This is a genomic window from Nocardia sp. NPDC004722 (assembly GCF_053601505.1).
In genome coordinates, this window is the sequence record NZ_JBSGBY010000138.1 from 1 (window position 1) to 15,349 (window position 15,349).

Sequence of the window (15,349 nt, forward strand, 5' to 3'; positions counted from 1 at the left end):
AGGACGAACTGGGCCGCCGAGTCGGGGTCAGCCTCCGGTTGCTGGTGATCGGTTCCATCGTCGGCACGATCCTTGGTGTGCTGATCGGCGCGGCAAATGCCATCCGCCAGTACAAGTTCAGCGACTATCTCAGTACCGCGTTATCCATGCTGCTCTTGTCGACCCCGGTGTTCTTGCTGGCGACACTGCTGAAATACGGTGCGTTGGAGATCAATCTGGCCGCCGGGAAGCAGATCTTCCTCTACACCGGCGAGACCTCGGCGACCGCCGTGCACGGCCTGTGGAATCAGATCGTGGACCGCGCACAGCACATGCTGCTGCCGACCCTCGGACTGGCGCTCGGCTCGATGGCGGCCTACAGCCGCTACCAGCGCAACGCGATGCTCGATGTACTCGGCAGCGATTTCATCCGCACCGCCCGTGCCAAGGGCCTCACTCGGACCCGGGCGCTCTACAAACACGGCCTGCGCACCGCACTCATTCCCATGGCGACGCTGTTCGCTTACAGCTTCGGTGGTCTGGTCACCGGTGCGGCCTTCACGGAGAAGATCTTCGGCTGGCACGGCATGGGCGAGTGGCTGGTGGATTCGATCCACTCGCAGGACATCAATGTGGTGCTGTGCGTGACGCTTTTCGCAGGCGTGGTGATTCTGCTGTCGGGCCTGTTGTCCGACATCGTCTACGCGATTCTCGACCCCAGGGTGCGTGCCTGATGACCGAAGTGGAGACCATCGTCCAGGGTGCGCCGCAGGTCGCCGCGGCTGGACGTCGCAAGCTGGTGTGGCGGCGGTTCCTGCGCAACAAGCTCGCGGTGGCCGCGACGGTGATCTTGATTCTGCTGTTCGTGATCGCGTTCACGGTGCCGCACATCCTGCCCTACGCGTATACCGATATCGACACCACGGCGAAACTGCAGCCGCCCAATGGAAAACATTGGTTCGGCACCACCTCGCTGGGCGAGGACGTGCTCGCGCAGACGCTGCACGGCCTGCAGAAGTCGCTGGTTATCGGTTTCGGCGCGGCCCTCATCTCGGCGATCATCGCGACCATCGCGGGATCGGTGGCCGGGTTGCTCGGCAACTGGACCGATCGCCTGATCATGTGGCTCGTCGACCTGCTTCTGGTGGTGCCCAGCTTCATCTTCATCGCACTGTTCGCGCCGAAGACCAAGGGCAACAGCTCGGTGATCCTGCTGGTGGTGTTGATCGCGGTATTCGGCTGGATGATCTCGGCGCGCATGGTGCGGGGACTGTCCCTGACACTGCGAGATCGTGAATTCGTGCGCGCCGCACGCTATATGGGCGCGTCCACCTGGTCGATCATCACGACGCATGTCGTCCCGAACATCGCCTCCATCCTGATCATCGACACCACGCTCGCGATCGGTGGCGCGGTCATGTCCGAAACCGGTTTGAGCTTCCTGGGTTTCGGCGTGCAGCCGCCGGACGTCTCGCTGGGCTCGCTGATCGGCGACTACTCCAAGAACGCGCTCACCTATCCGTGGACGTTCATGTTCTCCGGCATGTTCCTGGTGATCATCGTGGTGTCGGCGAACCTGATGGGTGACGGACTGCGCGACGCCTTCGACCCCACTGCCAAGAAGGCGCGGGCGAAGCAAGCGCGAAAGGCCGAGAAGCAGGCACGAAAGGCCGAGAAATGAGCCAGGATTCGGCCGAGACCCGCGCCGAACGGTCCAAGACCACCGCGCCGCTGCTGGAGGTCTCCGACCTGCGGGTGTCCTTCCCCGGCGAGGAGGGCCGAGTCGACGCGGTGCGCGGGGTGAACTTCACCGTCAACGACGGCGAAGTGCTCGCCATTGTCGGCGAGTCGGGTTCCGGCAAGTCGGTGTCCTCTATGGCCGTGATCGGCCTGCTGCCGGAGCAGGCACGGGTACAGGGCTCGATTCGGCTGCGCGGCCGTGAATTGCTGGGCTTGGGCGATCGGGAAATGTCCAAGCTGCGCGGCAGCAAGGTGTCCATGGTGTTCCAGGACCCGCTCTCGGCGCTGACCCCGGTGTATCGGATCGGCGACCAGATCGCGGAAGCCTTGCTGGCACATAAGAAGATGAGCAAGCAGGAGGCCGCCGACAAGGCGGTCGAATTGCTGGACCTGGTCGGCATCCCGGATGCGGCGCAGCGCGCCAAGTCCTTCCCGCACGAATTCTCCGGCGGTATGCGGCAGCGCGTGGTCATCGCCATGGCCATCGCCAACGACCCCGAGTTGATCATCTGCGACGAGCCGACCACCGCACTCGACGTGACCGTGCAGAAGCAGATCCTCAATCTGCTGCGCAAGGCGCGCGACATCACCGGCGCGGGCGTCGTCTTCATCACCCACGACATGGGCATCGCGGCCACTCTGGCCGATCGGGTGGCAGTGATGTACGCGGGCCGGATCGTCGAGACCGCCCCGGCAGAGGAGCTTTTCACCGCACCGCGGATGCCGTACACCGTCGGCCTGCTGGGTTCCATTCCGCGCATGGACGGTCCGGCGCGCATGCCGCTGATCCCGATCGTCGGCACCCCGCCGGCCATGCACGCACTACCGCCAGGCTGCTCGTTCGCGCCACGATGCCCGGTCGCGATCGACGACTGCAAGGCGGCCGAACCCCCGTTGCAGGACACCAGTCCCGGGCATCGGGCCGCCTGCATCAGAACCTCCGAGGTGAGCAGCGCGGCACTGTTCACGGCCTACCGCAAGGAGATCGATCCGCCCGCGGAGGTCGCGTCGGTCGATACCTCGCGGGTGGTCATGCAGGTTACCGACCTGCGCAAGACCTTCCCGCTGACGAAGGGCGTGGTGTTCCAGCGCCGGATCGGTGAGGTGAAGGCTGTCGACGGCATCAGCTTCCGGATCCAGGCGGGCCGCACGCTCGCGCTGGTCGGCGAATCCGGATCCGGAAAGTCGACGACGCTCACCCAGATCCTGGATCTGGTGCAGCCCGAGGGCGGCAGTATCGAGATCCTCGGGCACGACATCGCGCGACTCACCAAACAGCAGCGTCGCGAGATCAGGCGCAAGATGCAGATCGTCTTCCAGGACCCGTCGGCATCGCTGGACCCGCGCCTACCCATCTCGGACGCGCTGGCCGAGCCGCTGCGCATCAATGGCCGCTCTCGCGACGAGATCAACCGCCGCGTACCGCAATTGCTCGAGCAGGTGGGTCTGCGCCCCGAGCACGCCGATCGCTACCCCGCCGACTTCTCCGGCGGGCAGAAGCAGCGCATCAATATCGCTCGTGCGCTGGCGCTGGATCCGGAGTTGCTGGTGCTCGACGAGCCGGTGTCGTCACTGGACGTCTCGATCCAGGCCGGTGTGCTGAACCTGTTGCGGGACTTGCAGACCGAGCGCGGTCTCTCGTATCTGTTCGTCTCACACGATTTGTCCGTTGTGCGTAATCTTGCCCACGACATAGCGGTCATGTACCGCGGACAGATCGTCGAATACGGACCCGCAGAACGTATCTTCGCCAGTCCCGAGCACGAATACACCCGCGCACTGATCGATGCGGTGCCGGTACCGGTGACAACACGATAGGACGGGTCTCGCATGCGGATTGGACGAGCCTGCACGGCGATGGTGCTCGCGAGTGGTCTGGGCCTGGCGGCATGCAGCAGTAATACGGCTGCCCCGACGGGGACCGGCACGCTCGGGATGACGGCGGACATCAATCCGCATCCGCGCGACGACATCAAGGACGGCGGCAACCTCCGGCTGCCGACCCCGGAGATTCCGGTCAACTGGAACGCGCAGCAGATCGACGGCAATGACGGCGATTACGCGGACATCGAGCGCTTCATGATGCCGCGCGCGTTCAATACCGACGCCGCGGGCAATCTCAGCGTCAATCACGACTACTTCACCGACGTCCAGCTGACGTCCACGAACCCGCAGGTGGTGACCTACACCATCAACCCCAAGGCGGTGTGGTCCGACGGCACCCCGATCACCTGGGAAGACATTGCCTCCGAAGCCAATTCGCAGAGCGGCAAGAACAAGGACTTCCAGATCGCCATCAGCAACGGGTTCGACCGGGTGGCGAAGATCGAGCGCGGGGTGGACGACCGGCAGGCCGTCCTCACCTTCGACAAGGGCTACGCCGACTGGCGCGGACAGTTCTCGGGCAACTCCATGCTCTACCCGAAAGCCGTGACGGCGAACCCGGATTCGTTCAACAAGTCGCTGGTCAACGGTCTCCCGGTGTCCGCAGGGCCGTTCCTGCTGCAGAACATCGACCGCACCAACGGCTTGATCACCCTGGCGCGCAACCCCAAATGGTGGGGCAACACCCCGAAGCTGGACACGGTGACCTTCCGGGCGCTGGACAGCAATGCGTGGACCCAGGACCTGCAGAACAACGAACTCGACGCCGCGCTGCTGCGCACGCTGCCGGATCTGCAGGCGGTCCGCCAGGTGCAGACCTTGCAGGTCCGGCATGCCGCCTGGAACCGGTGGCGGTACTTCGCCTTCAACGGCGCTCCGGGCTCGATCCTCGCCGATCAGCAAGTGCGCGTGGCCATCTCGAAGGCCATCGACCGACAGCGGATCGCCGACACGCTGCAGAACGGCATCGTCGACAAGCCGAAACCGCTCAACAGTCAGGTCTTCCTGCGCGGGCAGCACGGGTACCAGGACGACGCGCCGAGCTTCGATCCCGCCGCTGCCGCCGCGGGACTCGACGCGGCGGGCTGGGTGAAGCAGGGCGACGGCCGGTTCAAGGACGGCAAGAAGCTGACCATCCGCGACGTCTTCGTCCAGGACGATGCGCATCTGCAGGTCGCCAAGCTGATCCAGCAGGATCTGAGCAAGATCGGCGTAGAGATGACCATCGAGCCACACCCGGCGCAGCGCTTCTTCACCGATGTCCTGCAGACCGGCAACTTCGATGTGGCCCAGTTCCTGCTGTCCGGCGACGCCTTCGTCTTCAGCAGCCTGCCGCAGGTGTTCGGGCTGTACCCCAATGACATTCAGCTCAACTACGGGCGCGTCGGGTCCCAGGATCTGAATGATCTGATCGACCGGACGCTGTCGGAGGTGGATCCCGACAAGGCCATCGACCTGGCGAATCAGGTCGACAAGAAGGTCTTCGACGAGGGTCACTCGCTGCCGCTGATACAGGACGAGGGCAACTTCGGGGTACGGTCCGATCTGGCCAACTTCGGATCCCCGGGCCTGGCCTCGTACGACTACACCAGTATCGGGTTCCTGAAATAGGGTCCAGTCGGAAACAGACGACAGCCGTCTCGGCGGAAGGAGCGGTCCATGCGGACACGTTCGACCATGATTCGACTCGCGATCCCCTTGGTCGCGCTCGGGATGGTTGTGACCGGGTGTAGTTCCAGCGCCACCGAAGGCGGGACCGCGGCACTCGGGATCATCAACAACATCAATCCACATCCGGTCTCGGACCTGAAGGACGGCGGCAACCTGCGGCTGAACCTGTCCTCGTTCCCCGCGTCCTTCAACGCGCTGCATGTGGACGGCAATGTCGATGACACGGTGAGCGTCATCGCGCCGACGCTGCCCTCGACGTTCAACAGCACCGCTGCCGGTGAGCTGAGCGTCAATCACGACTACTTCACCGATATCCAGCTGACCTCCACCAGCCCGGAGGTCGTCACCTACACCATCAATCCGAAGGCGGTGTGGACCGACGGCTCGCCCATCACGTGGGAGGACCTGAAGTCGCAGTGGCAGGCCAACAATGGCAGCAACCCCGATTACCAGTCGGCTTCCGTCTCCGGATACGACCACATCGGCAAGGTCGAGCGCGGCGTCGACGACCGGCAGGCCGTGGTCACCTTCAACCAGCCCTACGGTGAATGGCAGAGCATCTTCGGCGTGATCTTCCCGAAGGCCGACACCGAATCCCCGGCGGCCTTCAACGATTGGGCGCGCAACTCGCTGCCGGTCAGCGCGGGTCCGTTCATGATCACCAATATCGACCGGACCCAGAACCGGATCACGTTGGGCCACAACCCCAAGTGGTGGGGTGACAAGCCGGTACTGGATACGATCACCTTCAGCGTCCTCGACAACACGGCCGTCGTGCCCGCCATCCAGAACAATGAACTGGACGAGGCGTACGTCTCCGGGCTCGAGGCCGTGACCGGCGCCAAGCAGGCCCCCGGCGTCGAGATCCGCCGCGCCGCGGAACCGACCTACGGCTTCATCGCCTTCAACGGCGCGCCGGGATCGCTGTTCGAGGACCAGAAGCTGCGGGTGGCGATCTCCAAGGCCATCGACCGGCAGACCATCGTCAACACCAGCCAGCACGGCATCGTCGATGACCCGAAGACGGTGAACAACCATGTCTACATCGACGGCCAGAAGGGCTACCAGGACAACTCGCAGGACGTGGCGTTCAACCTGGACCAGGCCGCCAAGGAACTGGACGCGCTGGGCTGGGTCATGAAGGGTGACGTCCGCGAGAAGGACGGCAAGCAGCTCGCCATCCGGGATGTCATGTACCAGCAGGACTCCTGGGTCAACACCGCCAAGATCATTCAGGCCGATCTGAAGAAGATCGGCGTCAAGATGGACATCCAGACCGTCCCCGGCACCGGCCTTTTCACCAATGTCATCGACCCGGGTAACTACGACCTCGCGCAGTGGAGTCGTGGCACCAGCGTGCAACCGATCGGTGCGCTGAAGCAGTTCTACTACTACGACCCGAAGAACTGGCAGGGCAACAAGTCTCGCATCGGGTCGCCGGAACTGAACGCGGTGATCGATCAGGCTATGGCCGAACTGGATCCGGCCAAGGCCATCGAGCTGGCCAACAAGGCCGACAAGATGATCTGGGACGAAGGCCATTCCATGCTGTTCAACCAGGCGTCCGGCACCCACGCTGTTCGTACCAACCTGGCCAACTGGGGTGCCTTCGGCCTGGCCAGCGCCGACTACACGAAGGTCGGTTTCCTCAAGTAGGTCCCACTCCGTAATGCGGCTTCCGGCCGCGGCGAAGGGAGCGTTTCATGCGGATAGGTCAGACCCTGTTCCGGCTCGCGATCCCGATCGCCGCGGCCGGACTCGTCGCCGCCGGGTGTAGTTCGGATACCGGAAACACCACCGGCAGTGGCGAACTCGGCACTACCAACGACATCAACCCGCATCCGGTGTCGGACCTGAAGGACGGCGGCACGCTGCGGCTGCCGCTGACCTCCTTCCCGGAGTCGTTCAACTACCTGCAGGTGGACGGCACCACCGGCGACACCGCCAGCGTGATCGCCCCGCTGCTGGGTTCGCCGTTCGTCAGCAATGCGGCCAATGAGCTCAGCATCGACAAGAACTACTTCACCGATGTGCAGTTGACCGGCACCAGCCCGCAGGTGGTCACCTACACCATCAATCCCAAGGCCGTCTGGACCGATGGCTCGCCCATCACCTGGGAGGATCTGCGGTCGGAGTTCCAGGCGCAGAACGGTTCCGACAGCGCCTACCAGGTGTCCTCTACCGACGGTTACGACCGCGTCGACAGGGTCGAGCGCGGGGTCGACGACCGGCAGGCCATCGTGACTTACAAGCAGCCCTACAGCGAGTGGAAGGGCATGTTCTCCCCGCTCTACCCGAAGGCCGCGACCGAATCACCGCAGGCGCTGGACAATTGGGCGCGCAGTGCGCTGCCGCTGAGCGCCGGGCCGTTCGTCATCACGAACATCGACCGCACCCAGAATCGAATCACCCTGGGCCGCAACGCCAAATGGTGGGGCGATACCCCGAAGCTGGACACCATCACCTTCAGCGTCCTGGACTACAACGCCATGCTGCCCGCCGTGCAGAACAACGAACTGGACGTGGCGTCGGCGTCGGGGCTCGAAGCGGTCACCACGGCGAAGAACTCACCCGGCGTGGAAGTCCGGCGTGCACCCGCGCCCGGGTACTCCTTCATCGCGTTCAACGGCGCGCCCGGGTCCATCGTCGAGGATGCGCGGCTGCGCCGGGCGCTCGCCAAGGCCGTCGATCGGCAGAAGATCGTCGAGAACTTCCTACAGGGAGTGGTCGACAATCCGAAGGCGGTCGGCAACCATGTCTACGGCATCGGACAGCATGGCTACCAGGACAATTCGGGGCCACTGGCCTTCAATCTGGATCAGGCCGCCAAGGAACTCGACGAGCTCGGCTGGGTCCGCAACGGTGACGTGCGCGAGAAGGACGGCCGCAAGCTGGTCATTCGGGATGTCATGTACCAGCAGAACTCCTGGGTCGACGACGCCAAGATCATTCAGGCCGACTTCCAGAAGATCGGCGTCAAGCTCGATATCCAAACCGTGCCGGGGCAAGGGCTTTTCACCAATGTGATCGATCCGGGCAACTACGATCTCGCGCAGTGGAGCATCGGCGGCACGTCGTTCCCGCTCGGCATCCTCAAGCAGCTCTTCTACTACAACCCGGGCAATTGGCTCGGCAACAAGTCCAAGATCGGATCGCCGGAGCTCAACGCGGTCATCGATCAGACGGTCGCCGAACTCGATCCCGCGAAGGCCGTCGAACTCGCCAACCAGGCCGACGCCATGATCTGGGACGAGGTGTGGTCGCTGCCGTTCAACCAGCCCGCGGGCACCGTCGCCGTCCGCAAGACCCTCGCCAACTACGGCGCCTTCGGATTCGCCGACAAGGACTACACCAAGATCGGCTTTCTGAAGTGATCCTGCGGACAGCGCATCCGCTGGCCTATCCGGCGCTGGTGACGGTCGGGACGCTCGCGATCATCCTCGTCTGGGTGCCGTTCGCCGATTCGGAGCAGATCGCCATGCTCGGGACCGTCGGCCTGATCATGCTGGGCTACACGGGGTTTCGACTCGCCGTGGCGACCGGGTACCTCCCCGCCGGGTTGCCCGGCGGGGAACGCCGCGAGGTCGCGGTCAGGCGGGTGCGGCAGCAGCACCGGCTGATCAGCCGGTCGTGGCTGGAGTGCACGGTGGCGGGGAAACCGGTCTGGCTGCCCGTGTACTTCGATCCGATACTGGTGACGTTCACCCAGGAGACGGCCGAAATCGCAGGGCGCGCGGTGAGTGTCGGCGGGCAGCGGGTGTATCCGTCCGGCCGGGTACGGGATACGGAGCCGGTGGGGAATCTCCTCGACAATCCGAGCCGACCGGATCCGGAAGCGCTGGGACGCACCGGAATCGGGCGGCGACTGCTGCTGGACGCGCAGTCGGCGATCGCCGGGCCGTTCGTGGGCTTGCTGTGGGTGTACTCCTCGGGCGGGGGCGTACCGGCATTCGTCGGGGCCACCGTGGTCGCGGCGGCGGTCGCCACCTGGCTGTCGGCGGTGCGCGGGTCCGACCCGAGTTGACGGCGGCCGAGCCCGGCCCGGCGGATCAGCCGACGACGGTCCACGCCGCCATGATGTCGGCGAGGGCCGCCGCACCGAGGTGGCAATCGGCAGGCTCGGCGAATTCAGCCGGAGAGTGGGAGACGCCGGTCGGGTTGCGCACGAACAGCATTGCGGTAGGGACGCGGTCGGAGAGAATGCCCGCGTCATGCCCGGCCTGCGTCGGAATCACCGGGATATCGCCGAGATGTGACAGTGCGGCGGCCAAGCGGGCACGCGGCGCGGCCGGGAAATCGACCACCGGCGTGACGGATTCGGCCCGCACCACCAGCTCGACCCCCTCCTCCCCCGCGTGCGCGCGAGCCAGTTCGGCGACGCGTGCGACCAGGGCGTCCAGGGTCGGTTGATCAGCGGCCCGCGCATCCAGCCAAGCCCGCACCCGCGAGGGAATCGCATTGGTGCCGTTGGGTGCGACCAGCACCTTCCCGAACGTAGCGACCGCCTCCCGCGCCGCCGCCTCCACCCGCGCGGCCCGCACCGTAGCGGCGAACGGCAGCATCGGATCACGCCGGTCGATCAACCGAGTAGCCCCGGCATGATTGGCCTCCCCGTCGAACTCGAACTCCCACCTCCCATGCGGCCAGATCGCCGAGGCCAACGCCAACGGCCGATCCACCAGATCCAACGCCCGCCCCTGCTCGACATGGAGTTCCACGAAAACCCCGACCCGCTCGGCGAGCGTGGCATCCGCCCCCAGCGCATGCGGATCCCGTCCCGCCCGAACCAGCGCCTCCGCCAAGCTGATTCCGTCCCCGTCGCGCAACGCCAGCGCACGCTCGGGAGCCAACGCACCGGTACTGAGCTGAGACCCGATGCAAGCCACCCCGAACCGCGCCCCCTCCTCATCGGTGAAGGCCACCACCGCGACCGGAATCGCAGGCTCGACCCCACGACTACGCAGCAGGTCAACCGCGACGAACGCCGACACGATCCCCAACGGCCCGTCGAACGCACCCCCATCCGGCACCGAATCCAAATGCGACCCGGTCACAAACGCCCCCACCGGATCCCCCACCCACCCCCGCGGCAACCACCAGGCCCACAAATTCCCGTTCCGATCCTCCTCGACCTCCATCCCCCGGCCCGCCGCGCACCCCCGAAACCACTCCCGCAGCGTCAGATCCGCGTCCGACCACGCATACCTGCGATACCCACCGCTGGTCCCGTCGCGCCCAACCGCCTCGATCTCGCCCCACATCGGATCGAAAACCCGTCCCACGCCCGCCGATTCGCCCATGGCCCCGAGTCTGCCCCGCCACGACCCATCCGACCATGCACCCGGCCGCCAAAGATCAGCATTCCGGTCAGCTCACGGTGAAGTTCCAGATGCCCGCGCAGGCGCCTTCACGGAACTTGGTATCGAACGCCCAACTGCCGGCCGGGGCGTTGAGATTCCAGTTGCCGTCGGATGAGAGCAGGTAGTTCCCGGCGTCATCCGCGAGGGGCGTAACCGTGCGTGCGGAGATGTCGTAGGCCAAACCGGGCGCGTTTCCGATCGGCGTGCTGTTCACCACGATGTGAATGTCGTTATAGCTGTCATTCGCGATGGTGAGGCAAGCACCCCGACCAGACGGGTCGGCGGCGGCTTCCGGAGCGGTTACCGCCAGCGTCGCAGCCAAAGCCACGAACGCGAGTCCGACACGCGTGACGACTGTCTTGATCATACTTTTCCCCTCGAAGGCTCCTCCCCGAGGAGCGCTGAAGTCATTGAGCCCTAAGGCCTTTCAACTCCTGCAACGCTATCCGCGCAACTTTCAAGATCCTCAACGGAACCTTGGCGTCATTGCTGGTTCGGGTACATGAACGAGGATGCGGCCCGGCCCCGGGGGTGCTCCACTCCGGGGACGGACCGCAATCTCGCGAGACGCTAAGGGGCGCTGAGTTATTCGCTCGGCTGGTCGGCGCGGCGGGCGGCCTTTTCGGCGGCTTCGGCGGCGTCCATGGCGTTGGCTTCCTCGAGGGTGGGGGCGGTGCCGCCGAGGCGGGCGGGGACCCAGTAGGCGCCGGGGTCGTGGGGGTAGTCCTTTTGGAGGTCGAGGAGCATTTCCTGCATGGTCGAGTGCAGTTGGTCGGTCAGGGCGGAGGCGGGTTCGAAGGGCTGGATGGGTTTGCCTACCGCGATGGAGATGGGGGTGTTGGTGCGGCCCAGGCGTTTCGGGAAGCCTTTGGTCCAGACTCGTTGGGCGCCCCAGATGGTCATGGGGATGATGGGGACGCCTGCTTCGATGGCCATGCGGGCCGCGCCGGACTTGAAGTCCTTGATCTCGAAGCTGCGGCTGATGGTGGCCTCGGGGTAGACGCCGACCAGTTCGCCGGCGCGCAGGCGGCGCACGGCCTCGTGGTAGGACTCGGTGCCCGCGCCCCGGTCCACCGGAATGTGCTTGAGGGCGCGCATGATCGGGCCGGAGATGGAGTTGTCGAAGACTTCCTTCTTGGCCATGAAGCGGATGTAGCGCTTCGTGGCGCGCGCGGGCAGGCCCGCGTAGGTGAAGTCCATGTAGCCGGTGTGGTTGATGGCGATGACCGCACCACCGGTCGCCGGAATGTTGTCTTCACCCTTGACGGTGAACTTCAGGCCCTGCAGCGCGAAAATGGTGCGGGCCAGCCCGATGACGGGGTAGTAGACGGGTTCCACAAGTCCGCTAGCGTAGTCGCTGCCCGCGCGGCATCCAGTGATCCAGGTAACAGCGATTCGGTTGATGTGACTTCTCGACACTGAAAGAGGTTCGCCCGAGTGGAAAACTGCCCGACAGCACTGCGTGAAGGTCTCCGCAAGGGGCTGATCGGAACTCTGATAGTCGGGTTGGCGTGGCTGGCGAACGGCTGCGATTCCCGAGTCGGGATCGAAGGCACCGATTGGCAGGCCGATTCCGCCGGGACCAGCGAGACCACCACCCCGGCCCCGAGCGCGGCCCCCGCCTCGATCGACGGAGTGGGTGCGGTGCCGGGCAAACCCGAGGCCGCCGCCGCGGTGGCACGCTGGGCCGCCGACCTGCGCGGCAAGGGAATCGACGAGGTGGCCGAGCGCTGCTGGACCATGGCCCCGCGCAATGTGCGCGGCATGTACGCCGACCCGCAGGCCATCCGCGAGGCGCTGGCCGGGCCCGGCACGGCCGACGGCACGACCGTGACGTGGCAGAACGCCGCGCTCACCGTCACCGCCCAGGATCGCGACATCGCCACCGGATACGCCTGCCCGCACGTGTATCCCACCGGCGAGCCCGGCCCCAATCCCAACGCGCAATTCAACGATGCCGACGCCCGACACACGGTGCGGCGCTACCTATCCCGGGCGATCGGCAAACCGATCGATCCCAGCGATCGCGAGGACGCGTACCCGCTGATCTGCGCGGCGGGCAAGACCTGGGACCCCGACGGAACCGGCAAGCCGGTCATGGTGCCGCTGGCGGTGAACCCGTCGAAGCCCGGCACGGTAAAGACCTTCGTCGACGATTCCCTCAAGTCGGAGTGGCCGCGCGGCGGCTACATCACGGTGTCCGTCCCGGTCACCACCGGCGCGGGAAATCAGACGAAGCAGATATACACCTTGAAGTCGGGCTCCGAGGGTTACTGCATCGGCGACGTCTCGGGCTAGCCAGTACTCTGGGTGGCTGGTAACGGTCAGGGAGGAATGAAGCTCGTGCAGATCACCAGCGTCGGACACGCCGGGTTCCACATCCGAACCGCGGCCGGGACGATCCTCTGCGACCCGTGGGTCAACCCCGCTTACTTCGCATCGTGGTTCCCGTTCCCCGACAACACCCAGTTGGACTGGGACGAGCTCGGCAACTGCGATTTCCTCTATGTCTCGCATCTGCACCGCGATCACTGGGACGCCAAGCATCTGGCGGACAAGGTCAACAAGGACGCCACCGTCCTACTGCCCGACTACCCGGTGCCGGATCTGAAGCGGGAACTGGAGAAGCTCGGCTTCACCAAGTTCGTGGAGACCGAGGACTCGGTCAAGACCACCATCACCGGTCCGGGCGGCGACCTGGACATCATGATCATCGCGCTGCGCGCGCCCGCCGACGGCCCGATCGGCGACTCCGCCCTGGTCGTCGCCGACGGGGAAACCGTGTGCTTCAACATGAACGACGCGCGCCCGGTCGACATGGACGTGCTGCACGACAACTTCGGGCACGTGGACATCCACCTGCTCCAGTACTCGGGCGCGATCTGGTACCCGATGGTCTACGACATCCCGACCAAGACCAAGGCCAACTTCGGCAAGCAGAAGCGCCAGCGCGGCATGGACCGCTGCCGCTCCTACATCGAGCAGGTCGGGGCCACCTGGGTCGTCCCGTCCGCCGGGCCGCCGGTCTTCCTCGACGACGAGCTGCGCTACCTCAACGACGATCGCGGCGACGAGGGCAATATCTTCCCCGACCAGATCGTGTTCCTGGATCAGATGAAGATCCACGGCAACGAGGGCGGGCTGCTCATGATCCCTGGCTCGACCGCGGATCTGCGTGGCAAGGAACTGACTTCGCTCACCCACCCGGTCGACCCGGACACCATCTACGGCGACAAGGCCGCCTACATCGAGGACATGGCTCGGCGCATGGCTCCCGTGCTGGCCGCCGAGAAGGCGAGTTGGGCGCCGGCCGAAGGCGATCCGCTACTGCCCGCCCTCAAGGCCAAGTTCGAGCCGATCATGGCGCAGTCCGATCTGATCTGCGACGGCATCGGCTACCCGGTCAGCCTGGTCATGGGCGACGAGACCGTGGTGCTGGACTTCCCCAAGCGGGTCGTGCGCGCCTACGTCGAGGGAGAAGGCAAGCACCGCTACGGGTTCCGCATCGCGCCGGAACTGGTGCGCACCGTGCTGCGCGACGACGAACCCGACTGGGTCAACACCATCTTCCTGTCGACGCGCTTCACCACCTGGCGCATCGGCGGGTACAACGAATTCCTCTACACCTTCTTCAAGTGCCTCACCGACGAGCGCATCGCCTACGCCGACGGCTGGTTCTCCGAGGCGCACGACGACTCCGCCTCCACCGAGCTCGACGGCTGGGAAGTGCAGCGCCGCTGCCCGCACCTGAAGGCGGATCTCTCGAAATTCGGTGTGGTCGAAGGCAATACCCTCACCTGCAACCTGCACGGCTGGCAGTGGGATCTGGAATCAGGCCGCTGCAAGACCTCGAAGGGTCACGAGCTGCGCTCGAAGAAACTGGTCTGACCGAGAGATTCCGAGAGCCGTCCCGACTCCCCGGGGCGGCTCTCGGCGTTTCGCGCCAGCGCGTCCACACGGCGGCGCAGCGAGCGCAATTCGGCCCACAGCGAGACCAGCACCGCGCCGAATCCGGCCGCGACCGCCATCGCCACCGCACGATCCAGCGGCAGCACGCCCGGGACCTGCGGGTCCGCCAGCGTCGCCACCACCGTCCAACCGGCCAGGGCGATCAGGGCGATATTGCGGATCACGGTGCCGCGGCCGATCGGCGCGGCACTCCCGGCACCGAAACAAGAACAGACCGGGCGCTTTCCATACCGGAGCAGGCGCACCACCGCGCCGGTGAACATGCCGAGCAGCAGTATCGCCACCAGCAGCGCGGGCGCGGCCGTCCACGGCGGCACCAGCGCCACCGCCACCAGCGCCTCCACCGCGGGCAGGCCCCACGTCACGGTCGGCACCCAGGCCGGGGGTATCCCGAATTCCCCCACCGCTTTCCGGGTACCCGACGCATCGGCGAACTTTCCCCACGCCGACAGCCCGAATACGACGGCCAGCACCAGACGCGCGGCCCACACCGCGTAGTCGACAGCCATGACCGCACCATCGCACACTCATATGGACGGCGAATTACGAATACCCGGAACAGCTTTCATATAAGAGGCTGGGAGCTTCCGCTGACCGCCCGACACTCAGCCTCGCGAGCGAGCGGCCATGGCGACCGCCACGAAGGTCAGCAGACAGCCGATGACCGCCCACACCGACAGTCCCGTACCGGTCGGCGCGACCACATCCAGCACCAGCGCCGCCAGCAGCTGACCCGCCACCGAGGT

The 15,349-nt window shown here is 65.6% G+C and carries 13 protein-coding genes; 9 read left to right on the forward strand and 4 right to left on the reverse strand.

The genetic code is table 11. The features are described 5' to 3' along the window. From ACWELQ_RS16045 to ACWELQ_RS16075, 7 genes are all read left to right on the forward strand, one after another. Positions 1-713 (forward strand): ABC transporter permease (locus ACWELQ_RS16045; RefSeq protein WP_452397806.1); only part of this gene is annotated, 713 nt, incomplete at its 5' end. Further along, positions 713-1,660 (forward strand): ABC transporter permease, encoded by a 948-nt coding sequence (locus ACWELQ_RS16050; RefSeq protein WP_452397807.1) that lies wholly within the window; start codon positions 713-715, stop codon positions 1,658-1,660. The genes ACWELQ_RS16045 and ACWELQ_RS16050, both read left to right, overlap by 1 nt. Beyond that, positions 1,657-3,537 carry an ABC transporter ATP-binding protein gene (locus ACWELQ_RS16055; RefSeq protein WP_452397808.1) on the forward strand — a complete coding sequence of 627 codons (1,881 nt, stop codon included), beginning with the start codon at positions 1,657-1,659 and terminating at the stop codon, positions 3,535-3,537. The genes ACWELQ_RS16050 and ACWELQ_RS16055 overlap by 4 nt, the downstream gene beginning before the upstream one ends. Positions 3,538-3,549: 12 nt before the next feature. Further along, entirely contained in the window at positions 3,550-5,214 is a 1,665-nt protein-coding gene (locus ACWELQ_RS16060; RefSeq protein WP_452397809.1) for an ABC transporter family substrate-binding protein, read from the forward strand. Between the two features lie 48 nt (positions 5,215-5,262). Then, complete coding sequence (locus ACWELQ_RS16065; protein ID WP_452397810.1) at positions 5,263-6,930, forward strand: ABC transporter family substrate-binding protein; 1,668 nt, start codon at positions 5,263-5,265, stop codon at positions 6,928-6,930. A 47-nt stretch (positions 6,931-6,977) separates the two neighbouring features. After that, positions 6,978-8,648 (forward strand): ABC transporter family substrate-binding protein, encoded by a 1,671-nt coding sequence (locus tag ACWELQ_RS16070; RefSeq protein ID WP_452397811.1) that lies wholly within the window; start codon positions 6,978-6,980, stop codon positions 8,646-8,648. After that, a complete protein-coding gene (locus tag ACWELQ_RS16075; protein ID WP_452397812.1) occupies positions 8,645-9,298 on the forward strand; it encodes a hypothetical protein in 654 nt (217 codons plus the stop codon). The genes ACWELQ_RS16070 and ACWELQ_RS16075 overlap by 4 nt, the downstream gene beginning before the upstream one ends. A 25-nt stretch (positions 9,299-9,323) precedes the next feature. On the opposite strand, the gene ACWELQ_RS16080 is transcribed toward ACWELQ_RS16075, so the two are convergent. From ACWELQ_RS16080 to ACWELQ_RS16090, 3 genes are all read right to left on the reverse strand, one after another. Next, positions 9,324-10,574 carry an allantoate amidohydrolase gene (locus ACWELQ_RS16080; protein ID WP_452397813.1) on the reverse strand — a complete coding sequence of 417 codons (1,251 nt, stop codon included), beginning with the start codon at positions 10,572-10,574 and terminating at the stop codon, positions 9,324-9,326. A 67-nt stretch (positions 10,575-10,641) separates the two neighbouring features. After that, positions 10,642-11,001 carry a hypothetical protein gene (locus tag ACWELQ_RS16085; protein WP_452397814.1) on the reverse strand — a complete coding sequence of 120 codons (360 nt, stop codon included), beginning with the start codon at positions 10,999-11,001 and terminating at the stop codon, positions 10,642-10,644. A gap of 218 nt (positions 11,002-11,219) precedes the next feature. Then, on the reverse strand, positions 11,220-11,972 hold the full coding sequence (locus ACWELQ_RS16090; RefSeq protein ID WP_452397815.1) for a lysophospholipid acyltransferase family protein: 753 nt from the start codon (positions 11,970-11,972) through the stop codon (positions 11,220-11,222). A 168-nt stretch (positions 11,973-12,140) separates the two neighbouring features. Here ACWELQ_RS16090 and ACWELQ_RS16095 point away from each other — a divergent pair, with 168 nt between their 5' ends. Both ACWELQ_RS16095 and ACWELQ_RS16100 read left to right on the forward strand, forming a co-directional pair. Next, on the forward strand, positions 12,141-12,932 hold the full coding sequence (locus ACWELQ_RS16095; RefSeq protein ID WP_452397816.1) for a hypothetical protein: 792 nt from the start codon (positions 12,141-12,143) through the stop codon (positions 12,930-12,932). Positions 12,933-12,977: 45 nt separating this feature from the next. Further along, positions 12,978-14,522 (forward strand): Rieske 2Fe-2S domain-containing protein, encoded by a 1,545-nt coding sequence (locus ACWELQ_RS16100; protein ID WP_452397818.1) that lies wholly within the window; start codon positions 12,978-12,980, stop codon positions 14,520-14,522. Here the strand turns inward: ACWELQ_RS16100 and ACWELQ_RS16105 are convergent. Continuing rightward, a complete protein-coding gene (locus ACWELQ_RS16105) occupies positions 14,492-15,112 on the reverse strand; it encodes a MauE/DoxX family redox-associated membrane protein (protein ID WP_452397817.1) in 621 nt (206 codons plus the stop codon). The genes ACWELQ_RS16100 and ACWELQ_RS16105 overlap by 31 nt on opposite strands. Positions 15,113-15,349: the final 237 nt, after the last annotated feature.